Annotated in this window: 21 protein-coding genes; 11 read left to right on the top strand and 10 right to left on the bottom strand. The window is 67.6% G+C overall.

Annotated features, from left to right (window positions below; translation table 11 throughout):
* The first annotated feature begins 143 nt into the window (after positions 1-143).
* From ACQY68_RS04640 to ACQY68_RS04600, 9 genes are all read left to right on the top strand, one after another.
* Positions 144-1,241: a CobW family GTP-binding protein gene (locus ACQY68_RS04640; RefSeq protein WP_428151887.1), complete on the top strand. Its 1,098-nt coding sequence runs from the start codon at positions 144-146 to the stop codon at positions 1,239-1,241.
* A gap of 17 nt (positions 1,242-1,258) precedes the next feature.
* Positions 1,259-1,942 (top strand): SDR family NAD(P)-dependent oxidoreductase, encoded by a 684-nt coding sequence (locus ACQY68_RS04635; RefSeq protein ID WP_428151886.1) that lies wholly within the window; start codon positions 1,259-1,261, stop codon positions 1,940-1,942.
* A gap of 10 nt (positions 1,943-1,952) precedes the next feature.
* Positions 1,953-2,918, top strand: a complete 966-nt coding sequence (locus ACQY68_RS04630; RefSeq protein ID WP_428151885.1) for a WD40 repeat domain-containing protein — start codon at positions 1,953-1,955, stop codon at positions 2,916-2,918.
* Positions 2,919-3,101: 183 nt separating this feature from the next.
* Positions 3,102-3,227, top strand: coding sequence for a hypothetical protein (locus ACQY68_RS04625; RefSeq protein WP_428151884.1), 126 nt, complete (start codon positions 3,102-3,104; stop codon positions 3,225-3,227).
* Positions 3,228-3,293: 66 nt separating this feature from the next.
* Positions 3,294-3,998, top strand: a complete 705-nt coding sequence (gene mtgA, locus ACQY68_RS04620; protein WP_428151883.1) for a monofunctional biosynthetic peptidoglycan transglycosylase — start codon at positions 3,294-3,296, stop codon at positions 3,996-3,998.
* Positions 3,999-4,086: 88 nt separating this feature from the next.
* On the top strand, positions 4,087-5,979 hold the full coding sequence (locus ACQY68_RS04615; protein WP_428151882.1) for a pilus assembly protein TadG-related protein: 1,893 nt from the start codon (positions 4,087-4,089) through the stop codon (positions 5,977-5,979).
* On the top strand, positions 5,976-6,185 hold the full coding sequence (locus ACQY68_RS04610; protein ID WP_428151881.1) for a flagellar hook protein FlgE: 210 nt from the start codon (positions 5,976-5,978) through the stop codon (positions 6,183-6,185). Before ACQY68_RS04615 ends, ACQY68_RS04610 begins: the two co-directional genes overlap by 4 nt.
* A 107-nt stretch (positions 6,186-6,292) precedes the next feature.
* A complete protein-coding gene (locus tag ACQY68_RS04605; RefSeq protein WP_428151880.1) occupies positions 6,293-6,781 on the top strand; it encodes a VOC family protein in 489 nt (162 codons plus the stop codon).
* Between the two features lie 112 nt (positions 6,782-6,893).
* A complete protein-coding gene (locus tag ACQY68_RS04600) occupies positions 6,894-7,241 on the top strand; it encodes a DUF1428 domain-containing protein (RefSeq protein ID WP_428151879.1) in 348 nt (115 codons plus the stop codon).
* Here ACQY68_RS04600 and ACQY68_RS04595 read toward each other — a convergent pair whose 3' ends face one another.
* From ACQY68_RS04595 to ACQY68_RS04585, 3 genes are all read right to left on the bottom strand, one after another.
* A complete protein-coding gene (locus ACQY68_RS04595; protein ID WP_428151878.1) occupies positions 7,242-9,143 on the bottom strand; it encodes a S41 family peptidase in 1,902 nt (633 codons plus the stop codon).
* Positions 9,144-9,540: 397 nt separating this feature from the next.
* Positions 9,541-9,684, bottom strand: a complete 144-nt coding sequence (locus tag ACQY68_RS04590; protein ID WP_428151877.1) for a DUF2200 family protein — start codon at positions 9,682-9,684, stop codon at positions 9,541-9,543.
* On the bottom strand, positions 9,681-10,499 hold the full coding sequence (locus ACQY68_RS04585) for a hypothetical protein (protein ID WP_428151876.1): 819 nt from the start codon (positions 10,497-10,499) through the stop codon (positions 9,681-9,683). The genes ACQY68_RS04590 and ACQY68_RS04585 overlap by 4 nt, the downstream gene beginning before the upstream one ends.
* Positions 10,500-10,706: 207 nt before the next feature.
* Between ACQY68_RS04585 and ACQY68_RS04580 the strand changes: the two genes are divergently transcribed.
* Complete coding sequence (locus ACQY68_RS04580) at positions 10,707-11,060, top strand: endonuclease domain-containing protein (protein WP_428151875.1); 354 nt, start codon at positions 10,707-10,709, stop codon at positions 11,058-11,060.
* Positions 11,061-11,154: 94 nt separating this feature from the next.
* On the opposite strand, the gene rpoD is transcribed toward ACQY68_RS04580, so the two are convergent.
* Entirely contained in the window at positions 11,155-13,122 is a 1,968-nt protein-coding gene (gene rpoD, locus ACQY68_RS04575) for an RNA polymerase sigma factor RpoD (protein WP_428151874.1), read from the bottom strand.
* 93 nt (positions 13,123-13,215) lie between these two features.
* Positions 13,216-15,087: a DNA primase gene (gene dnaG, locus ACQY68_RS04570; protein WP_428151873.1), complete on the bottom strand. Its 1,872-nt coding sequence runs from the start codon at positions 15,085-15,087 to the stop codon at positions 13,216-13,218.
* A gap of 198 nt (positions 15,088-15,285) precedes the next feature.
* Between dnaG and ACQY68_RS04565 the strand changes: the two genes are divergently transcribed.
* Complete coding sequence (locus ACQY68_RS04565; RefSeq protein ID WP_428151872.1) at positions 15,286-15,552, top strand: hypothetical protein; 267 nt, start codon at positions 15,286-15,288, stop codon at positions 15,550-15,552.
* An 8-nt stretch (positions 15,553-15,560) separates the two neighbouring features.
* On the opposite strand, the gene ACQY68_RS04560 is transcribed toward ACQY68_RS04565, so the two are convergent.
* From ACQY68_RS04560 to ACQY68_RS04540, 5 genes are read right to left on the bottom strand one after another with little or no spacing between them, the layout of a single operon-like run.
* Positions 15,561-16,787 carry a DUF1624 domain-containing protein gene (locus tag ACQY68_RS04560; protein ID WP_428151871.1) on the bottom strand — a complete coding sequence of 409 codons (1,227 nt, stop codon included), beginning with the start codon at positions 16,785-16,787 and terminating at the stop codon, positions 15,561-15,563.
* A gap of 55 nt (positions 16,788-16,842) precedes the next feature.
* Positions 16,843-17,799, bottom strand: coding sequence for a hypothetical protein (locus tag ACQY68_RS04555; protein ID WP_428151870.1), 957 nt, complete (start codon positions 17,797-17,799; stop codon positions 16,843-16,845).
* Between the two features lies 1 nt (position 17,800).
* Positions 17,801-18,958, bottom strand: a complete 1,158-nt coding sequence (gene carA, locus ACQY68_RS04550) for a glutamine-hydrolyzing carbamoyl-phosphate synthase small subunit (RefSeq protein ID WP_428151869.1) — start codon at positions 18,956-18,958, stop codon at positions 17,801-17,803.
* Between the two features lie 45 nt (positions 18,959-19,003).
* Positions 19,004-20,299: an amino acid permease gene (locus ACQY68_RS04545; protein WP_428151868.1), complete on the bottom strand. Its 1,296-nt coding sequence runs from the start codon at positions 20,297-20,299 to the stop codon at positions 19,004-19,006.
* Positions 20,296-21,294 carry an aromatic ring-hydroxylating oxygenase subunit alpha gene (locus ACQY68_RS04540; RefSeq protein ID WP_428151867.1) on the bottom strand — a complete coding sequence of 333 codons (999 nt, stop codon included), beginning with the start codon at positions 21,292-21,294 and terminating at the stop codon, positions 20,296-20,298. Before ACQY68_RS04540 ends, ACQY68_RS04545 begins: the two co-directional genes overlap by 4 nt.
* Positions 21,295-21,299 lie beyond the last annotated feature (5 nt).

The following is a 21,299-nucleotide window of genomic DNA, read 5'->3' as shown; positions in this document are numbered from 1 at the left end:
AAAGGGTGAGGGGCGTGGCCTCACCGGTTAGCGCCAGCCCCTCACCCTTTCGGCTGGACGCCTCGCTACGCTCTGCGAGCCTCAAGCCCTCTCCCGCCGGGAGAGGGTTTCATTCTGACGAACCAGAGACCATCTACCTCGCCATGACCGACACGACCGCCACCAAGATCCCCGTCACCGTCCTCACCGGCTATCTCGGTGCGGGCAAGACCACCCTGCTCAACCGCATCCTGACCGAGGACCACGGCAAGCGTTACGCCGTCATCGTCAACGAGTTCGGCGAGATCGGCATCGACAACGACCTGGTCGTCGGCGCCGACGAGGATGTGTTCGAGATGAACAACGGCTGCGTCTGCTGCACGGTGCGCGGCGACCTGATCCGCGTCGTCGCCGGCCTGATGAAGCGCCAGAAGCCGGGCGCCCCCGCCTTCGACGCCATCATCGTCGAGACTACCGGCCTCGCCGACCCCGGCCCGGTCGCCCAGACCTTCTTCGTCGACGAGGACGTCAAGGCGAAGACCACGCTGGACAGCGTAACCGCCCTGGTCGACGCCAAACACGTCATGGCGCGGCTGGACGACTCGAAAGAGGCCCGCGAACAGGTCGCCTTCGCCGACCGCATCATCCTCAACAAGACCGACCTGGCGACCGAGGCCGAACTGGTCGCCGTCGAACAGCGCCTGCGCAAGCTGAACCCGCTCGCCCCCATCACCCGCGCCGAACGGGCCAATGTGCCCCTCGATCAGGTGCTGGGCTTGCACGGTTTCGATCTGGAGCGGATCCTCGACATCAATCCTGAGTTCGCCAACCCGGCCCACGGCGAGGCCGGCCACGTCCACGACGAACACTGCGGACACGACCATCACGATCACGGGCACGATCACGGCCATGACCACGCTCACGAACACGACCATCACCATGGCCCCCGCGGCCACGACCACGGCGACGACATCAAGGGAATCTCCCTGTCGCTCGATACGCCCATGAACGGCGTGAAATTCACCCAGTGGCTCGACAAACTGCTGGGCGAAAAAGGTCAGGACATCCTGCGCGCCAAAGGCATCATCAATGTCGACGGCGAGAACAAACGCCTCGTCTTCCAGGCCGTCCACATGATCCTTGAGGGCGACCTCCAGCGCGAATGGGGCGCCACGGAGCGCCGATGGTCCCGCGCCGTCTTCATCGGCCGCGACCTCGACGAAGCCGCCATCAAGGCCGGCTTCGAATCCTGCGCCGCCTGACCCTGAAAGAGCCTGACATGCCCCAATCCATCCTCATCGTCGGCGCCTCGCGCGGCCTCGGCCTCGGCCTCGTCGCCGAACATCTGAAGCGCGGCTTCGATGTCATCGCGACGGTGCGCAAACCCGCCGATGCAGCGCCGCTGAAGGCCCTTTCCGGCGCCGAACGCCTGACCGTCCTCCAGGCCGACGTGACCTCCGACGCCGACATCGCACGTCTGGCCGCCGACCTGCCCAACCCCCTCGACATCGTCTTCATCAACGCCGGCGTTTCGGGTCCGAAGAGCGTGACGGAGGCCACCGCCGACGAACTCAACGCGGTCATGCAGACCAATGTCTTCGGCCCGATCCGTCTGGCCCACGCCCTGGCCGGCCACGTGCGGGAGCAGACCGGCATCCTCGCCCTGATGTCCAGCGCCATGGGTTCTATCGGCGAAAACCAGAACGGGGCCATGGCCGTGTATCGCGCGACCAAGACGGCCCAGAACAGCTTCGCCCGCTCCCTCTGGCTGACGGCCGCCAAGGATCGCGGCGTCACCGTCCTGTCGGTTCACCCCGGCTGGGTGAAGACCGACATGGGCGGCTCCGGCGCCGACATCGACGTAGAGACCAGCGTCACCGGCATGGCCGATCAGCTCGCCGCCCACGCCGGCGCCAAGGTCCACAAGTTCGTTGACTACAGCGGCCGCGAGATCGCGTGGTAGGGCGTTGCCGATGACGCAGTTCACCTTCGACGCCCAGATCACCTCGGCCCATTTCGAGTCCTCCGGCGCGGTCTTCGCCCTCGGCGACGGCTCCGTGCGGTTCGAGGACCGGACCTTCGACGCGGTCCATGACGGCGCTATCCTGTGCGCCGTGGTCCACCCCTCCGGCGACGGTCTGGTCACCGGCGGTGACGACGGACGCGTGATCTGGAGCCGCAAGGGCGAAGCCGGCGTGCTCGCGACCGCAAAGGGCCAGTGGATCGACTCCATCGACGCCTCGCCCGAAACGAAGCTGATCGCCTTCTCGGCCGGCAAGATCCTGTCGGTCATCGACGCCACCGACGCGGGCTTCCGCCGCGACTTCACGCATGAGCGCACCGTCTCCGGCGTCGCCTTCGACCCCAAGGGCCGGCGCATCGCCGCCTCGACCTATGGCGGGGCCTGGCTCTGGTACGCGCGGATCGCCGAGCAGAAGCCGACGAAACTGGCCTGGGCCGGGTCGCACACCGGCGTCGCCTTCTCGCCCGACGGCGCCTTCGTGGTCACCATGATGCAGGACGCCCAGCTTCACGGCTGGCGGCTGAAGGATGCGAAGAACATGCGGATGGGCGGCTATCCGTCCAAGATCCGCTCGGTCGCCTTCATGGCCAAGGGCCGCCTGCTCGCGACCGCGGGGGCCCAGGGCGCGGTCCTCTGGCCCTTCGACAGTTCCAACGGCCCGATGGGGCGCGAGGCGTCGGAGATCGGCTTCGACGACTCGACCCTCGTCAACCTCGTCGCCGCCTCGAACCCGCATGGCCGGCTGGCCGCGGGTCTGGCCGACGGCCGCGTCTGGGTCGCCGATCCGGCGGGTCAGGGACTGAACTTCGTCAAGGCGGAGAAGGGCGCCCCCATCGTCGCCCTGGCCATGAGCCCCGACGCGACCCGCGTCGCCTGGGCCGACGAAGACGGAAACGCCGGCGTCAGCGACCTCTAGAGCCTGATCGGCTGAGGAGGAATCGCTCCGCGATTCCGCTGATGCCGTGAATCAGGCTCCAGATTAAATCGAGAGCATGATTCACGCTTCATGTCGGACCCGCGAAGCGGGTCCACCAGAAACGATCATGCTCTAGCCGCCCCTCGCGACACACCCTATCGTCGTGCCGAACGGGGGTTCCTGATGCACGGTCGACCGGGAGGCGAGACGCCGCGACTGGCCTTCGGATGCATGGCCGTCGCCATCCTGGCCCTGCTCGTGATCGGCGCCTTCGCCGTCATCTTCCTGTGGGACGTGAACACGAAATAGCGTCGCCCGGCGCCTTGCCATTGCAACGCCACGCTTCCCGGCCAAAACTCCACGCCGGGAGGGATCATGACGGACGAACAGCCCCGGCGACGCAAACGCCGCCCGATCCTGACCGCCCTGCTGGTCCTCGCCGTCCTGCCGATTGGCGGCGTCGTGATCCACACCGTCGCCCCGCCGCCCCTGACCCTCCTGATGGCGCGCGAGTTCGTCGCCGGTCACGGTCTGGACTATCGCTGGCGTTCGCTCGACCAGATCTCGCCCAATCTCGTCGCCTCGGCCATCGCCGCCGAGGACGCCCGCTTCTGCAGCCACGGCGGCTTCGACATGAAGGCCATCGAGAAGGCCCTGCGCGACAACGAGAACGGCCGAAAGGTCCGCGGCGGCTCCACCATCTCGCAGCAGACCGCCAAGAACGTCTTCCTCTGGCCCGGACGCGACTGGATCCGCAAAGGCTTCGAGGCCGGCTACACCCTGATGATCGAGACGGTCTGGTCCAAGCGCCGGATCATGGAGGTCTATCTGAACGTCGCCGAGATGGGCCCCGGCGTCTACGGCGCCGAGGCTGCGGCCCGGCACTGGTTCGGCAAGTCCGCCGCCGACCTGACCCCGCGCGAGGCCGCCCGCATCGCCGCCATCCTGCCGAGCCCGCGCCGCTACGACGCCGGCTCGCCCGGCCCCTACGTCCGCCGCCGCGCCTCCCGCGTCCAGGCCAGCGCCCGCGTCGTCCGGAACGAGGGCCTCGCCGCCTGTGTTCTGGGCCCGCGTCGTTAACCAACCGCCCTGCCTGAAGCCTTAACGGTCCCGCGCTAGACGAGGTCGATTGCGGTCCTCCATTCGGGCCGCCGAAGACGGGTGGGCCATGACGATCGTGAACCGGGGGATGCGTCGACTGCGAGAGTTCGTGCGCGGCTTCGCGGGCGATCGTCGCGGCAACATCGCCATGATCTCGGCCTTCGTGATCCCGGTCCTGCTGCTGATCACCTTCGGCGGCATCGACATCCACCGCGCCTCGACCGTGAAGGCGAACCTTCAGGACGCCCTGGACGCCGCCACCCTGGCCGCCGCCCGGTCCCAGTATACCGCCGACGCCGACATCACCCGCGTGGGCCTGGCCTCGCTCCGCGCCAACCTCGCGCCCTATCAGGACATCACCCTGCTGACGGGCCAGACGACCTTCGTTCTGGACAACACCGGCGCCGTCGTGGGCGACGCCAAGGTCAATGTCGCGGCCCTGGTCGCCAACATCATCCTGCCGATGGTCGGACGTGGCACCGGCGACCAGATTCCGGTCGGCGCCCATTCCGAGGTGGTCCGCTCCTCGCAGAACGTCGAGGTCGCCCTGGTCCTCGACACGACCGGATCGATGGCGGGAACCAAGATCGCCGACCTGAAGCTGGCGGCCAAGGATCTCGTCGATATCGTGGTCCAGGACGACCAGAGCCCCTGGTACACCAAGGTCTCGCTCGTCCCCTATTCGATGGCGGTGAACCCCGGAGCGGCCGCCGCGTCGTCGGCGCGGGGTTCCGTCACCGGCCCGAGGACGATCTCGGCCATCAGCTGGTCCACGGGCGCGGCGACGAGGATCACCGCAGCGACGCGCGCCAATCCCGTGGTCATTTCAGCAACGGGCCACGGCCTGGCCAACGGCGACAAGGTCGCCATCTGGAACCAGTCGGGCATGACCCAGCTGAACGGCCGCGTCTTCACCGTCTCGAACCGCAGCGCCAACAGCTTCTCGCTGCAAGGCGTCGACGGGCGCAACTACTCGACCTTCGTCAACAACAACAGCCAGCGCACCTACGTCGCCAAGTGCGCCCGCACGGACTGTTTCCCCACGGTCACGGCCAACGGTCACGCCTTGCCGAACAACGGATACGTGCGGATCGACGGTCTCGCGGGTCCCAGCCCCACCCCCAATCCGGCTGAGATCGGCGGAATGCAGAAGCTGAACGGAGAGACCTTCACGGCCGGCTACCTCACCGCCAACACCTTCACGATCAACACGGTGGGCGGAGGCATCTACACATCAGGCGGCCAGTCCTGGTGCGCCCAGTCCGGCTGCCAGTGGTATGCCTTCACCAATGCCGACGGCGACCTGACGACCCATGAGATCAGCACCTGTGTCACGGAAAGGTCCGGCTCCAACGCCTACACCGACGCCTCTCCCTCCACGACCTATCTCGGCCGCAACTATCCCTCGACCTCCAATCCCTGCCTGTCGAACCTGATCCGTCCGCTGAGCAGCGACCGCGCGGCGGTCAAGTCCCAGATCGACGCCCTGACCGCGTCCGGCTCCACCGGCGGCCATATCGGCGTGGGCTGGGGCTGGTATACGGTCTCGCCCAACTTCAACAGCCTGTGGTCCGGAAGCGGCGCGGGCGCCTACAATCGGGACACGCTGAAGGCCGTCGTGGTCATGACCGACGGCGAGTACAACAGCGCCTACTGCAACGGCGTCATCAGCCTGGACTCGACCACCGGCTCGGGCGCGACCTCGACCCACATCGACTGCAACGCCCCGAACGGCCACCCCTTCGACCAGACCCAGGCCCTGTGCCGGGCCATGAAGGCGGCGGGCGTCATCGTCTACACGGTCGGCTTCCAGGTGGTGAACGACCAGCGGGCCCGAGACCTCGTGAACGGCTGCGCCACCGACGCCCAGCACGTCTACATGCCGACCAGCGGCTCGGATCTCCGGCAGTCCTTCCAGGCGATCGGACGCGACATCGCCAGTCTGCGGATCTCCCGATGATCGCCGCCGCCATCGCGGCCGGCGGCCTCGCCTCCGCCATGGCCCGGTTCGAGCAGAGCGCCCAACGCACCGCCCGGGCCCCGCTCGACAACCTCGAGGCCGAGATGGTCGAGCGCATCGAGGCCAAGGCCTCCGTCTCGGCCAATATCGCCGTGCTCAGGACCGCCGACGACATGGCCGGCGCCCTTCTGGACCTGCTCGTCTAGCCCCTTCGGCGAACTCGAATCTCCCGGCCGCGTTCGCTACAGTGGCCCCGCCCTCAAGTCGGGAGGCTCCGCGAGCCGACCATAGGGCATCAAGGATGGAGGATCCCGTGCCCGACAAGATCACCCCCTGTATCTGGTACGACCTCGGCCAGGCCCGCGCGGCGGCCGAGTTCTACGTCTCCCTCGGCCTGCCCGACAGCCACGTCGACGCCCGCCACGACAGCCCCGTCGACAACCCGTCGTCGAAGGCGGGCGAGGAGCTGATGGTGGCCTTCACCCTCGCCGGCCGGACCTTCCTCGGCCTCAACGGCGGCCCTCAGTTCGAGCAGTCCGAGGCCGTCTCGTTCATGATTTACACCGACGACCAGGCCGAGACCGATCGTCTGTGGAACGCCATCGTCGGCGCCGGCGGCCAGGAAAGCCAGTGCGGCTGGTGCAAGGACCGCTGGGGCGTCAGCTGGCAGATCACGCCCAGACGTCTCATGGAATTCCATGACGAGAGCCCCGCCCGCGCCAGGGCAGCCTTCGCCGCCATGATGACGATGAAAAAGATCGACATCGCCGCCCTCGAAGCCGCCGCCGACGCGGCCGGCTGACGCCTTCGTACAAGACCCTCCCCGATGCCCGGACCAACCTGCCCGTCAACCTGGGGCTCAAGCAGCGAGGCTCCGCGAGCCGAGCGGTAGCCTCCTCCGAAGGACAAGAAAAATGCCCTACGTCACCGGCTTCCTGATCCCCGTCCCGGCCGCCCACAAGGACCGCTACATCAAGTCCGCCGAGGTCAGCTGGCCCCTGTTCAAGGAGTTCGGCGCCCTCGAACAGGTCGAGACCTGGGGCGACAACGTCCCCGTCGGCGAGACCACCAGCTTCCCCATGGCCGTGAAGCTGGAAGAGGGCGAGGTCGTCGTCTTCTCCTGGCTCAAATGGCCCGACAAGGCGACCGCCGACGCCGCCTGGCAGAAGATGATGACGGACCCCCGCTTCGAGGGCATGGACATGCCCTTCGACGGCAAGCGCATGATGTGGGGCGGCTTCCAGCCCATCTTCGAGAGCTGATCAGGAGACGGGTCGCGCGGGACGGTTCGACGCCGGCGCGACCTCATCCACCGCCCGTTCCAGAACCTCGTCCCGCCCGGCGGCGACACCTGCGATCGTCCGCGACACGGCGATCGTCGGCTGGACCCCATGCCCTGTCAGCGGTGAGCCGTCGTGGTTAACGACTTCCATCCCGGTCCAGCTGATCCGGTATCCCCCCGGCAGGCTGAAGGGGTTGATGTTGCCGTTGGTCCCGGCGGTCGGCCCGCCGACGATCTCCCCCAGATGATGGCCCGCGACCATGGCCATCAGGGTCTCGGCATAGCTGATCGCGCGCGCGTCGGTCAGGAAGGCGACCGGGCCGGTGATGCGCGGCGACGTCGCCGGGACGGACCAGCCGACCGGCTTCCAGGTCCGCGACCGGCCCTCGGGCAGAAGATCGACCGGGATTCGGAACGGCGGCGTTGTGACTGCCTCCGCCGACAGCCGTCCGAGGAAGGCCGGCTGGATGTCTCCGGGATAGCCACGCATATCGAAGATCACAGCCTGCCCGGGCTCGACCCGCGCCAGCGCCTCGTTCAGCCTCGGCGTCGTCAGCCGGGTCAGGTCGAGATACCAGACCCCGGCGGGAAGCCAGGTCACAGCGTCAGGCCGGGGCTCTGCCAGCACGCCGGTCATCGTGGTCGTCGGCATGGGATCGACGCGAACCTCCCCGAGGCCGCCATCGGCCCTTCGAACCGACAGGATCACCGGGCGGTGCTCTTCCTGCAGCGCCAGCCGCCGCGTGGCGCGCGCGATCCGGTGATGATCCGTGGAAGCGGACACCCTCTCGCTCTCCGCCGCGAGAAGCTCGGCCGTTGGCCGCTCGTTGATCGCCACGACCACGTCCCCCACGGCCAGCCCCTCCGGCGCGTCCGACGGCAGCCCAGTGATCACCAGCGCCCCCTCGATCGGCTGCCAGACCAGAGGAAGCGTATAGACCTGCGAGCTAGGCCAGACCTCGCCATGCCCGTCGTTAAGCCGGGCGACCATCCGCTCCAGCACGACCTTGAAAGCGCGCTCGTCGGACGCCGTCGCCGCCTCGGCCAGCCACTCCGGCAAGGCCGCGTCCCACGCCCGGCCCTCGTCGGTGAAATAGGGATAGAAGTGCCGGAAGACATTCCAGGCGATCACGACCCCGCCCAGCCGCACGGCCCGATCCTGCGCCGAGGTCGACGCGGCGCCCGAGGCCGCCTCTGCGACCGGACCGCCCGACGCCGTCACGGGTAACGCCAGCGCCAGCCCCCTCGGCAAGTCGGCACGCCAGACCTCCGGCGCCTCGGCCGCGATCCGCTCCCCCGTATAGGCCGCACTTCCGAAGGCCACCCCCGTGTGCCGCCAGCGGACCAGAGAGCCGCTCTCGCTGGACGCGACGCTGACGGGTGCGGCGCCGATGGCGATCCCCGGCGCCATCGGTTCGAACCAGCGACGCAACCGGGCGGCCAGATCGCCCGGATCCAGCGCCTGTTCCACGTCGCGAGCGCCTTCAACCGCGATCGTCGCCCAGCGCGGCTCTTCGGGATCGGACGCGCCGGAAAACCATCGGACGGCGCCGTAGACCCGTGCGAAGGCCTCCAGGTTCGCCAACCTGTCCCCCGCCGGCCGTTCGACCGAACGATCCGCCGCCGGCGCCTCGGCGGCGACCTCCAGACTGGCGGCATCGATCCAGCCGGAGCCGACGCCGTTCAGCAGGAACCCGGCCGTGATCCGGGTGGCGTCTGCGGCGACCGGGGCCATGATCTCATAGACGGCCCAGTCGCCGGACCGGATCGGCCGGTCGCTCATATTGTCGAAGAAGCCCCGGGCGCCGCCTTCGCGGTCGACCCTTAGCCACAGCCCGCCTCCGGAGAACCCGGGCGCCGGCGCCAGGGCCGTGCGTGCCATCGCGCGAAACCGGATCGTTCGCCCCCGATAGGGCGTTGCGTCTATGGCCTGGGCGGCGGCGGCGAATCCGCTGCCACTTCCCGCCCTCCGGGTCAGACGCAGACTGGTTGCGCCTTCCCGCGCGCCGGCCGTGTCGAACACCACCTCGAAATCTCCCGGGATTTCCCGCCACGCCGATCCCGGCGTCAGAGGCGGCGCTTCAAAGCCCGGATCCCGCAAAAGGTTCGGACCATCCTGAGCGCGCGCCGGCGCCCCGGCCGCCATCATTACGGCTGCACACACCGCCGTCAGCACGGCCCGCAATCCCTGAAAATTCATCGTGGCCCGGCGTGCTGGAGGTCGGTTGCAGCCAAGCCTCTCTTTCAACTGGGGCTAGATTTCGACCAGCCCCGCTGGTTCACCCCGCCCGCAGAATCTTCTCCATCGTCCGGCCCTTGGCCAGTTCGTCGATGAGTTTGTCCAGATAGCGGATCTCCCGCATCAACGGCTCCTCGATGGTCCCGACGCGGGTGCCGCAGATCATCCCCGTGATCGAGATCACCCCAGTCGCACCCTCGGTCCTCGCGCGGGCCCATCATCCTCCGCCCTCACGTCCGGCTCGGCCGGGCGCTCCCTGTTCCAGGGCCAGGCCTCCATGTCGGCGTCCGGCGTGAGGCGCAGGTGCTGGCGCACCATCGCGCCGCCTGGTTCGGGGACCTCGCCGGCCAGCGGCTTCAGATTGCCCACCGCGTCCCAGTAGCGGCCGGCCCAGCCGCCGTTCACCCCGGCGGCGAAGTCCGCCAGCGCGATCTCGGGTCCCAGGTTCGCGGCCCGCCAGTGATAGGCCGCGTGGCCGAAGGCGGAGGTGATGCCGTAGCCGGTGTCGCCCAGCATGGCCTCGGCGTTCTTGACCGCCATCTCGAGCGAGTGGGTCTCCAGCGCCCTGAAATCGAATGCGTCGGGTTCCGGCTCCTCGTCGCAGGAGGCCGTGGTCTCCAGCGTTTCAGCCAGCCCCTGCACCGCCTTGAGAAGGCTCAGCGCCTCGGCCCCGCGTCCGGCGGCGATCAGGGCGGCGGCATGACGAATGCCTGCGGCGCGCGCCTCTTCCGGGTCGATGTCGATCGGGGCTTCCGCCGCAGGGAGGACCGGGTCCGCGCGACCGGCCAGCCGGATGTCTTCGGCCGCGGCCTCGGTCTCCGCCGCCGCCATCGCGGCCTTGCGGGTCCAGCCCTCGGCGTTCGCCCGGAACCTCAGATTGCCGAGGCCGACGTCGAAGCGCCGCGCAACCGAGGCCGCCGGTTCGCCGGCCAGATAGGCCTCCCTGACCTTGGCCCACACGGCGGGGGACCGCTGCTTGATCTCGCGTCGCTCTGTCATGCGCGCATCGTGGACCGCCGGTACGCCAGAATCGGTCGGAGGCCTTGGCGAGTTCGTTCATGTTGGCGTTCGGCCCTGGTCGGTTTGGTCACGGGTGGGGGCTGAGCGCTTTACTTGCGCTGTACTTCAGCGAGCATCGGTCCAAGAGCCGTCATCCTTCTCCCCTTGTGGGAGAAGGTGGCTCGCGAAGCGAGACGGATGAGGGGTATGGCGGACCAGACACGACGTCTGCGGGCGGGAATGACCGTCGCGGAAACGACGATGTGGAGGCTGCTGCGCGATCGGCGGTTCGGAGACCTGAAATTTCGCCGACAGACCCGGATCGGGCCGTGGATCGCGGACTTCTGCTGTTACGAGCTCAAACTGGTGATCGAACTGGATGGCGGCATTCACCGGCTGCGCGAGGAGCGGGACCGGCTGCGCGACGCCGATCTGAACCGCCGGGGTTTCGTGGTTCTGAGATTCGGAAACGAGGCTGTCCTGACAAACCCCAACATCGTGTTCGACGCCGTCCGCCGGCATGCGGAACGACCACCCCCTCATCCGTCAGGCTCCGCCTGACACCTTCTCCCACGAGGGGAGAAGGACGATGCAAAAGGGCCGCCCCCTCCCGGAAGCGGCCCTGATCCCTAATCCCTGATCCCTAGTCCCTGACCTAGCTGTCCAGGAAGCTCCGCAGCTTCCGCGACCGGCTCGGGTGCTTCAGCTTGCGCAGGGCCTTGGCCTCGATCTGGCGAATGCGTTCGCGGGTGACCGAGAACTGCTGGCCGACCTCTTCGAGGGTGTGGTCGGTGTTCATGCCGATGCCGAAGCGCATGCGCAGGACGCGCTCCTCGCGCGGCGTCAGGGAGGCCAGCACGCGGGTGGTGGTCTCGCGCAGGTTCGACTGGATGGCCGCGTCGATGGGCAGGATGGCGTTCTTGTCCTCGATGAAGTCGCCCAGGTGAGAGTCCTCCTCGTCGCCGATCGGCGTCTCGAGGCTGATCGGCTCCTTGGCGATCTTCAGGACCTTGCGGACCTTCTCCAGCGGCATGGCCAGCTTTTCGGCCAGCTCTTCCGGGGTCGGCTCGCGGCCGATCTCGTGCAGCATCTGGCGGCTGGTGCGGACGATCTTGTTGATCGTCTCGATCATGTGCACCGGAATGCGGATGGTCCGCGCCTGGTCGGCGATCGAGCGGGTGATCGCCTGACGGATCCACCAGGTCGCGTAGGTCGAGAACTTGTAGCCGCGGCGGTACTCGAACTTGTCGACCGCCTTCATCAGGCCAATGTTGCCCTCCTGGATCAGGTCCAGGAACTGCAGGCCGCGGTTCGTGTACTTCTTGGCGATGGAGATCACGAGGCGCAGGTTGGCCTCGACCATTTCCTTCTTGGCCTGACGGGCCTCGCGCTCGCCTTTCTGCACGGTCTGGACGATGCGGCGATAGTCGTCGATCGGCAGGCCGGCCTCGGTCGCGACGGCGGCGACGTCGCCCCGGATCGTGGCGATCTGGGTCGACTGGTCGTCGCTGAACTTGGTCCAGCGGACGCCCATTTCCTTGACGGTTTCCGACCAGTTGGGGTCGAGTTCGCGGGTGAAATAGGCCTTCAGGAACTCGGGGCGCGAGATGCCGTAGCTGTCGGCCAGGCGCAGCAGGCGGCCTTCGAGGCCGATCAGCCGCTTGTTGATCGCATAGAGCTGCTCGACCAGGGCCTCGATGCGGTTGTTGTTGAGCTTCAGCGTCTTCAGCCGGCCCGAGATGGCCGCCGACAGGGTGTCGTAGGCCTTGCGGTCCTTGGCGCTGAGGTCCTCGCCCTTGAGCCGCGTCTCGACCAGTTTTTCCTGCAGCTTGCGGAAGGCGTCGAAGTCCGAGGCGATGGCGTCGAGGGTCTCCATGACCCCGTCGCGCAGCTCCGCTTCCAGCGCCGAGATCGACATCCCGCCGCCGTCGTCGAAGTCCTCGTCCTCCTCGTCCTGCTCCGGCTTGTCGGCCTCGGCCTCGGCGCCTTCTTCCGGCTCGGGCTTGGGCGGGACCGGCTGGCCGGGGATCGGGGGCTGGGGCTGGTTGTGCGGCAGGGACGAGGGGTTGAGCACCCCGTAGGTGGCGTCCAGGTCGATGACCTCGCGCAGCAGGATGCGATTGTTGGCCAGCTCGTCGCGCCACACCATGATGGCCTCGAACGTCAGGGCGCTTTCGCACAGGCCCGAGATCATCGCGTCGCGCCCGGCCTCGATCCGCTTGGCGATGGCGATCTCGCCCTCGCGCGACAGCAGCTCGACGCTCCCCATTTCCCGCAAGTACATGCGGACGGGATCGTCAGTCCGGTCATACGTGGGTTTGGCATCGCCCTCGGTGACTGAAGTCTCCGCGCGCTCGGCGACTTCGCCGCCGGTCGTCTCGGCCGCGTCTTCCTCGGCCTCGACAACATTGACGCCCATCTCGGACAGCATCGCCAGCGTGTCTTCGATCGCGTCAGGCGTGACTTCTTCGGACGGCAGAACCTTGTTCAGCTCCTCCATCGTCACATAGCCGCGGGCCTTGGCCTGCTTGATGAACTTCTTTACGCCAGCGTCAGTTAGGTCAAGCAAAGGCCCGTCCGACTGGACTTCCGGTTCCTGGGTCTCGGCGTTCTGGGCGCTCATTAAATCTGGTTCTCCGGCCGACAGGGAAGGATCAGACCCCTCGGCAAAAATGCAACATTCGTTCCGAAAGAGAACGCATCGGCGCGCAGTTCGTTACGAACTCGCCTCATCGTCCCAGATCGTCCCGGTCTTGATGGCTCGTCGCAATGCATCGCGTTCCGCCTTCAGACGACTGAAGGCGGATGCGTCGAAGGCGTGATCCGCCCCCGACTTCGCTGACGCCAGCGCCGCGTCCAGTCCCGCAACGCGGGTCAGGGCGTCGAAGCCTTGCGACCACCGGACCCTTGCTTCGGCGAGGGGCGCACTTGCGGCCAGGAAAGGCGCGCCGGACTTTGCCGCCGCCTTCTCGACCTCGCGCACTAAAGCATCGTGTCCGGAGGTCGCGAGATGGCGACGCAGGGCCGCGCTGTCAAGCGTTTGGCCGCCAAAACGCAGCCTGACCAACTCCTGCGCCAGCCCGTCTAGGGACGGATCGCCAAACCCATGCGAGGCGATGGCCTCCAGATGGTCATCCATCCGCTCCGGATCCTCGATGGCGCCGTGAGCCAGTGCGGCGGCGATCGGTTCGATCGAACGGGATAGCGCCTGCATGGCCGAAGCGCCCTCGGCGGTCTGACCCAGTTTCGGCGGCGGACCGGGTTTCCAGCGGCCGCCGGCCTGCTGGGGTCGCTGTTGCGGCGCGGGTCGGCTTGGGAACAGGGCGTCGAACCTGTCGAAAAGTTCGCGGCGATACTGTTCGGCCAGATCCTTGTCCTGAATCGCCGCCGCCGCCGTGCGCAGCCGTCCTTTAAGCCCGGCGCGACGTTCCGGCGTGTCCAGCGGCTCCACCTCGGCCTCACGACGGAACAGGACCTCGGCGAAGGTCCGGGTCTCGGTCATCGCTTGGCGGAGGGCGGGGGCGCCCTTGTCCCTCAAGATGTCGTCCGGGTCCTGCCCGCCCTCGAGCAGTACGAAACGGAACGAGCGACCGGGCTTGAGCAGCGGCAAGGCGCGTTCGGTGGCGCGATAGGCCGCCCGCTGACCCGCCCCGTCGCCGTCGAAACACAGCACCGGCTCGGACGATACTCGCCAAAGCAGCGCCATCTGGTCTTCGGTCAGGGCCGTGCCCATCGGCGCAACGGCCGGCAGGCCCGCGCGCTGGCAGGCGATGACGTCCATGTATCCCTCGACGACGATGATCGCCTGGGTCGACTTCGATTCCGCTCCCAGGATGCGCCGCGCCTCGGGCAAGCCGTACAGGGTGGCCCCCTTGTGGAAGAGCGGGCTCTCCGGTCCGTTCAGATATTTGGCCCGGTCGTCGGGGTTCATCGCCCGGCCGCCGAAGCTGACCAGTCGCCCGCGCGCATCCAGGATCGGGAACATCAGCCGGTCGCGGAACCGGTCGTAGGGCGCGCCGCCGCCCTCGGGCGAGATCAGCATTCCCATCTCGATCAGGTCGCCGGGCTTGGCTCCGCGCTGGACCAGAGCATGCTTCAGCCCCTCGCGGTCGTTCGGCGCATAGCCCAGGCCGAATCGCTCCCACTGGTCCTCCGGCAGGCCGCGTTTTTCCAGATACTCCCGCGCCGCCTTGCCCACCGACCGGCGCAGGTTCGCCGCGAACCATTTCTGGGCCAGGTCCATCCAGTCGGCGAGGCCCTGTTTCTTCGCCTCGCGCTCGGCCGCCTGGGGATCCTCGGCCGGCATCTGCATCCCGGCCTCGGCGGCCAGGCGCTCGACCGCTTCGGGGAAACTCAGCCGCTCGGTCTCCTGCAGAAAGGAGATGACGTCGCCGTGCTTGCCGGAGGAGAAATCGTGGAAGAAGCCTTTGTCGTCGTTGACGAAAAACGAAGGGGATTTCTCCTTCGAGAACGGAGACAGCCCCACCCACTCGCGTCCCTGACGCTTGAGCTTCACCGACCGGCCGATCACATCGGACGGGCGAAGGCGAGCCTTCAGTTCCTCAAGGAAGCGGTCATCGAAACGCACGGCCCTCTATAGCGCGGGCCGCAGCAGGCGTGGCGGTTAACCTATCGTTAACTAAAAAGTCTAAATCGCGACCATAAGATCATGTTTTGTATGGACATTTTTTGGACGGATTGCGGAACTATCCACAGGGGACAGGGTTAATCCACTGTTCACTCCGGCGCAGAAGAGCCGATCACCCTTTCGAGCCAGAGCTGTTCCATGTTCATCGCCATCGCCCAGCCGGCGGTCGAGCCCATCGGACCCGATCCCGTCGCCGTTCCCTATGCACCGACTGTTCACGACCTGACACCGCGCGCGCTGCACGCCCGCCTGTTGGCGAATGCCGCCCAGCGTCGTCTGCGTGGCCTTGAGCGGAAGCGGGCCGACCGTCCGGATGACGCCGAATACTGGCTGCACGCCGCTCCGGTCGCGGTGAGGAAGGCCTGTGCGCTCCGGGAAGAGCGCAGCTTCGCCCCGCTGCCTTAAGGCGTCTTCTAAAGATACCCCAGCCACCAGTCGCGACGGCGCGCCTTGACGCCCGCGAACCACTGGGTCGGCAGATAGAGGATCGCGAGGATCAGCGCCCAGAATCCGTAGGTCTGGACCATGTTGAAGCCCCACCCCTCCGGCGGCCCCGTGAACAGCGGGTTGAAGAAGCCCGAGGCCGGCAGACCCATCACCACCCCGACCGCCATGGCCAGCAGGTGCGCCAGCCAGATATGCAGGACATAGGCGAACAGCGGCGCCCGTCCGAACGCCAGAAGGAAGGTCGCGACCGGCCCCCTCAATCGCTCAAGCACCGGCAGGAAGGCCAGTGCCGGACCGATCGTGATCAACACGAACTGCAGCGACGGCGGATATTTCTGCACATCGATGAAATCACCGATCGTCTTCCAGAGTTCGGGGTGCGGCTCCCATGGCTTGGAGTCGCCGTAGACCTGAAGCGACCTCAGCAACACGAAGACAGCGATCATCGACAGGCCGAGCACGGTCAGCATCCGGCGACGCCGATCGGTCTCCAGCGTGAACATCTGACCGATACCATAGCCCAGCAGCATGATCCCGAACCACGGCAGGATCGGGTAGGCGAACAGGACAGGCACGCCCGCGACCGGAGCGACATTGGTCACGTGCAGCGCGTTCCACAGCGGCCCGACCTCTCCGAACATCGCGGGCTGGATGGGGTCCAGCAGGTTGTGGCTGGCGACGATGACGACGCCTAGGGCCAGGATCGCCCGCACAGGGAGCCAGGTCAGCAGCGACAGCAGGACCATCGACCAGCCGATGGCCCAGATCACCTGGAGGAAAACCAGCACCGGCGTGAACTGCCACCCGAAGCCGATCACGGTCAGTTCCAGGAAGATCAACCACAGCCCGCGCGTCAGCAGAAACTGCGACAGGTCCTTCGGCGACTTGCCGTTGGCCGTCTGGAGGTATGCGCCGAGCCCGGCCAGAAGCACGAATACCGGCGCGCAGAAGTTGGTGATCCAGCGCGTGGCGAACAGGGCGGGGTTGGTGGTGTCCAGATCCAGCGGATCGCCAGGTCCGCCGGGCCCGAAGGGCGCCAGCATGAAGAAGTCGCGCACGTGATCCAGCACCATCAGGCAGATCATCAGCCCGCGGAGCATGTCGATGCCATCCAGGCGCGCGACGCCCGTCCGCGTGACCCCGGCGGCGGTCGTCGGTCGCGGCGTTTCCAGATTCACGGCTTCTGCAGTCATGACGCCTCCCTCGCCGGACGAAGGTTCCAGCAACGGCGATCGGCCGCAAGTCTCGTCAGCGCAACTCGGGCAGACGGCGCATCAGCGAATCGCGCAGCTTGCGCCAGCGTTGGCCCGCCTTCTTGGGCCGGACCCGTTCACGCACCTCCAGCCCCTGGCCCCAGCGCTGATGCATGGCGGCGGCCAGATGGGGGTGGCGGTCGTGCTGGTGGACGATGGCGCTGACCGAGCCGTCAGGATTGACCACCTGCCCGTCCCTGAGGCTCAGCGTCTCACCGGGTGTCAGGCCGATGGTGGCGACGCGGCCGTAGTTCTCGTTCACCGCGGCCTGCAGCAGACCCATGTGGACGGCGATGTTGCATGCGGCCTGATCCGCACCGAACGCCCCGCCCAGCTCCGAGCGCGGTACGGCGGCCAGCATCAGCACCATACGGCAGAAGCGGACGACCTCGCGGCTCGGCCCCACGACGGTGCCGACGCAGATCGACGCAGCGCCGGCCAGGGCCTCGGCCATCGTCTCCCCGATCAGGGCGCGCAGATATTTCATGTTGAAGGCGTGGTCGCCGAGCCGGTCGCCCTCGACGAAGACCTCCAGCCCGATCGGCTGCGGCGCGAAGGGGGCTTGCTGGAACAAGACATCGCGCACGTCGGTGATCAGGACGCTGCGCACGTCGGTTCGGCGGGTCAGATAGCGGTCGAAGGCGGCGAACCGGGCCATGACGGCATGCGGCTCCCATCCGTCGATGGTCCGCGCCGTCAGTATCCGGACGTCGTGCTGGTCCAGCAGCGCGCGGACATCGGGCCGGTCATCGACGACGAGGGCGATCTCGCCGTCGAACACGGCGCGCAGTGACCGCACGAACGGCGCGATGTCGTGGGAGTCGTAGCCGGTGGCGTAGCCAAGGACCGCATCGATCGTCGGCGCGGCGGTCGTCGTCGGGAGCTCGGCCTCCGTTGCGATCGCGACGCTCAGCCAGCCGAGATAGGCTGAGGACGCCGCCGACCCGCTCACCTCAGACCTTCATCAGATCGCTGAACCGGTCGAACAGATAGAGGCTGTCGGTCGGTCCCGGAGAGGCTTCCGGGTGATGCTGAACGCTGAAGACCGGGCGGTCCTTCAGCTGGATGCCGCAGTTGGTGCCGTCGAACAGGCTGACGTGGGTCTCCTCGACGGCGTCCGGCAAGCTGTCGCGGTCGACCGTGAAACCGTGGTTCATCGACACGATCTCAACCTTGCCGGTCGTCAGATCCTTGACCGGATGGTTCGCGCCGTGATGGCCCTGCTCCATTTTCACGGTCCTGGCGCCGAGCGCGAGGGCCAGCATCTGGTGACCCAGGCAGATGCCGAAGACCGGCTTGCCGCTGTCGACCAGCTTCCGGATCTCGGGCACCGCGTATTCGCCGGTCGCGGCCGGATCTCCCGGTCCGTTGGACAGGACGACGCCGTCCGGCGAGCGGGCCAGAACTTCCTCCGCAGTCGTCGTCGCGGGCACCACGGTGATCTTCGCGCCGGTCGAAGCCAGGGCGCGCAGGATGTTCCGCTTCACGCCGTAGTCGACGACCACGACGTTCTTGCGCCCGTCGGTCCTGGGATGACCTTCCGGCCATTCCCACAGACCCTCGTCCCATTCAAACGCCTGCAACGTCGAAGCAGGCCTGGCGAGATCGAGACCGACCAGACCGGTCCACGCGCGCGCCTGGGCGACGAGGGCCTCGAGATCAAAGTTTCCTTCGGGATCGTGGGCGATCACCGCGTGGGGTGCTCCGTGGTCCCGGATGCGCTGGGTCAAGGCGCGGGTGTCGATGCCGGCCAGGCCGACGACGCCGCGACGCTTCATCCAGACATCGAAGCTCGAGTCCGACCGCCAGTTGGCCGGGTCGGTCGGCAGGTCTCGGAAGATCGCGCCGCGCGCCGAGGTGTCCGACCCGCCGCCCATCTGTTCGATGTCTTCCACGTTCGTGCCGGTGTTGCCGACGTGCGGGAAGGTGAAGGCCAGGATCTGGCTCATGTAGGACGGGTCGGTCAGGATCTCCTGATAGCCTGTCATGGCGGTGTTGAAGACCACCTCGCCCAGGGCCGAGCCGGCCGCGCCGACACCCACGCCCTGAAAGATCGTGCCGTCGGCGAGGGCGAGGACGCCAGTAGCGCCGGGGAGAAGCTTTTCGGTCATGCGCGCCTCATAGCACCGAATCCCGGCGCTCAAACGGCGGCGTTGCTAAAGCGACGGCGCAGGCGGGTCAATCACGACCGGATGGCGACGGCGCACCCACAGCCAGCCCAGGCTCACCAGGATGAAGAAGCCGACGGTAGGCTTCAGGTATGGACCGGCCGCCGCAGCGACTGCGAAGACCGAGAAGACGAGCGCGAACACCGCCAGCAGCTTCCACCCGATCGACGGCGCAGCCCGGAACAGACCTACGGCGCAGACGGCGTAGATGCTCAGGGTGAGCACCGAGGTCACCCCCACCAGCACCCCGAACTGTTCGCCCAGCGTCGGTTGAACCGTGACCAGGGCCAGAATGCTCATCACCACGGCGTTGATGACCGGGTTGGACACCGGCAGGTTGCCGTCGCCGCCGAACCAGCGCGGCAGATAGCCCTTCTCGGCCGCGCGTCGCGCGGTCTCACCGCCCATCATGGTCCAGCCGGCGACCGTGCCCGCCACCTTGATGATGGCGCAGATCGCGACGACGCCCGCCAGCGATGCGCCGAGCACGCGCGCCGCCAGATCGGCATAGGGGCTGGTCGATCCCGCCAGTTCGCCCGCCGGGATCACCCCGAACACGGCCAGGCAGGCGGCGACATAGACGATGAAGGCGAGCACCACCCCGGCCACGCTGGCGCGGCCGACATCGCGCGCCGGATCCTTGACCAGCCGCGACAGGGCCGCCGCGCTCTCGACTCCCAGAAAAGCCCAGAAGATCACGGCAAGCGACGCGGGCACGGTCGCCGTGAGCGGCTGGCCTTCCGGGCTCCACGAAGCCGCGAAGACCGTCGGATCGAAGGCCATCACGCCGGCCACGACCGCGAGCACGATCGGGACGAGGCCAACTCCCAGGGCCAGCGCGCCGAACCGCGCCGCCATCCTGGCGCCGACGATGTAGGCCAGCGTGGCCAGCCAGATGAAGCCAAGGTTGGCGAGCGCGCCCGGAACCGGCTGCTTCAGTGCGGGGAAAAAGAAGGCCAGATAGCCGGTACCGGCCACGGCCACGGCCACATTTCCCGCCACGCAGGCGGCCCAATAGGCCAGCGCCGCTTGGTACCCAAAGAACCGGCCCATGCCACGCTCGGCGAAATCGCTCAGGCCGTCCGCAGTGGGCTGAAAACGCCCGAGACCCGAGAACATCCACGCCAGGGTCAGAGCCCCGATGCCGCAGACGATCCAGCCGATGATGCTCGAACTTCCGATCGGCGCGAGCGTCGCGGGCAGAAGGTAGAGCCCCGACCCGATCATGTTTCCGGCAACCACCAGGGCTGCCAGACCCCAGCCCAGCCTGCGCGTCTCGATCATTGATGGATCTCCCCGATGCGGCGCTGGAACCAGCCGACCGCGCCTTCATGCACCGTGCTCAGCACGCCCGTCTCATAGGCGCCGGCAGACAAATTTCTCTGCACGGCCTCACAGATAGAGGCGTCCTCGTCGGTCAGCCGGTCCGAAGCGACCAGCGCCTCGCCCAGCGCCCCCTCACCGCCGTCGTTGAGGAACAGATAGTCCAGCCGCACCCGCCCCGGGCCGACCGGCGTCATCCGCTCGATCATGGCCCCGTCGCGATAGACGTTGATCCCGAGGTTGGGCCACAGCCAGCCCCAGACCCCGGCCTGCGGTCCGTCGTTCACCCCGACGGCCTCCTGGATCACCAGATCGCCCTCGACCCGGACGCGGTACTCCGCCGAGCCCAGCTCGTCGGACAGAACCGGATGGACCGAACCGATATGGTAGCCTTCCAGATAATTCTCGGCATAGACCTTCCAGTCGCAGGCCAGCTCATGGGCGCGCCGCGCCGCGGGACGGGCGATGTCGAGCCCGCGCCCGGCCAGCAACGCCTCCAGCGGCGCCACGGTCCCGGCCAAGGGCGCCGCGTCGGCGTCCAGCGTCACGAAGGCCAGCCCGCGCCAGATCTCCAGCCGCACGCCCAACAGACCGAACTCTCGGGGATCGAATGCCTCCGCCGCGCCGAACCCCGTCGCCGCCCTCAAACGCCCTTCGAGCGTGTAGCGCCAGCCGTGGTAACCGCAGACCAGTTCGCGTCCGCAGTTCCCGGCGACACCGCTGACCAGCGGCCCTGCCCGATGACGGCAGACATTGTGGAAGGCCCGCAGCGCGCCGTCCGCTCCTCGCACCATCAGCAGCCGATGCCCTGCGAGGTCCGCGGCGATCCAGTCACCGGCCCCCGGCGCCTCGGCCTCATGACCGAGGAACAACCACGTTCTGCCGAACACGCCTGCCCGCTCGCGCAGCCACGCGTCGGGACAACCGTAAAGCCGGGCCGGAAGGGTGACCTGCATGAACC

The sequence above is a fragment of the Brevundimonas sp. genome (assembly GCF_965278935.1).
GTDB lineage: Bacteria > Pseudomonadota > Alphaproteobacteria > Caulobacterales > Caulobacteraceae > Brevundimonas.
This window is presented reverse-complemented; position numbering and strand designations above follow the sequence as displayed.

Coding starts and splice junctions, on each gene's coding strand:
- ACQY68_RS04640 (WP_428151887.1), top strand. CDS start 144: ATGACCGACACGACCGCCACCAAGATCCCCGTCACCGTCCTCACCGGC.
- ACQY68_RS04635 (WP_428151886.1), top strand. CDS start 1,259: ATGCCCCAATCCATCCTCATCGTCGGCGCCTCGCGCGGCCTCGGCCTC.
- ACQY68_RS04630 (WP_428151885.1), top strand. CDS start 1,953: ATGACGCAGTTCACCTTCGACGCCCAGATCACCTCGGCCCATTTCGAG.
- ACQY68_RS04625 (WP_428151884.1), top strand. CDS start 3,102: ATGCACGGTCGACCGGGAGGCGAGACGCCGCGACTGGCCTTCGGATGC.
- mtgA (WP_428151883.1), top strand. CDS start 3,294: ATGACGGACGAACAGCCCCGGCGACGCAAACGCCGCCCGATCCTGACC.
- ACQY68_RS04615 (WP_428151882.1), top strand. CDS start 4,087: ATGACGATCGTGAACCGGGGGATGCGTCGACTGCGAGAGTTCGTGCGC.
- ACQY68_RS04610 (WP_428151881.1), top strand. CDS start 5,976: ATGATCGCCGCCGCCATCGCGGCCGGCGGCCTCGCCTCCGCCATGGCC.
- ACQY68_RS04600 (WP_428151879.1), top strand. CDS start 6,894: ATGCCCTACGTCACCGGCTTCCTGATCCCCGTCCCGGCCGCCCACAAG.
- ACQY68_RS04595 (WP_428151878.1), bottom strand. CDS start 9,143: ATGGCACGCACGGCCCTGGCGCCGGCGCCCGGGTTCTCCGGAGGCGGG.
- ACQY68_RS04585 (WP_428151876.1), bottom strand. CDS start 10,499: ATGACAGAGCGACGCGAGATCAAGCAGCGGTCCCCCGCCGTGTGGGCC.
- ACQY68_RS04580 (WP_428151875.1), top strand. CDS start 10,707: ATGGCGGACCAGACACGACGTCTGCGGGCGGGAATGACCGTCGCGGAA.
- rpoD (WP_428151874.1), bottom strand. CDS start 13,122: ATGAGCGCCCAGAACGCCGAGACCCAGGAACCGGAAGTCCAGTCGGAC.
- ACQY68_RS04565 (WP_428151872.1), top strand. CDS start 15,286: ATGTTCATCGCCATCGCCCAGCCGGCGGTCGAGCCCATCGGACCCGAT.
- ACQY68_RS04560 (WP_428151871.1), bottom strand. CDS start 16,787: ATGACTGCAGAAGCCGTGAATCTGGAAACGCCGCGACCGACGACCGCC.
- carA (WP_428151869.1), bottom strand. CDS start 18,958: ATGACCGAAAAGCTTCTCCCCGGCGCTACTGGCGTCCTCGCCCTCGCC.
- ACQY68_RS04545 (WP_428151868.1), bottom strand. CDS start 20,299: ATGATCGAGACGCGCAGGCTGGGCTGGGGTCTGGCAGCCCTGGTGGTT.
- ACQY68_RS04540 (WP_428151867.1), bottom strand. CDS start 21,294: ATGCAGGTCACCCTTCCGGCCCGGCTTTACGGTTGTCCCGACGCGTGG.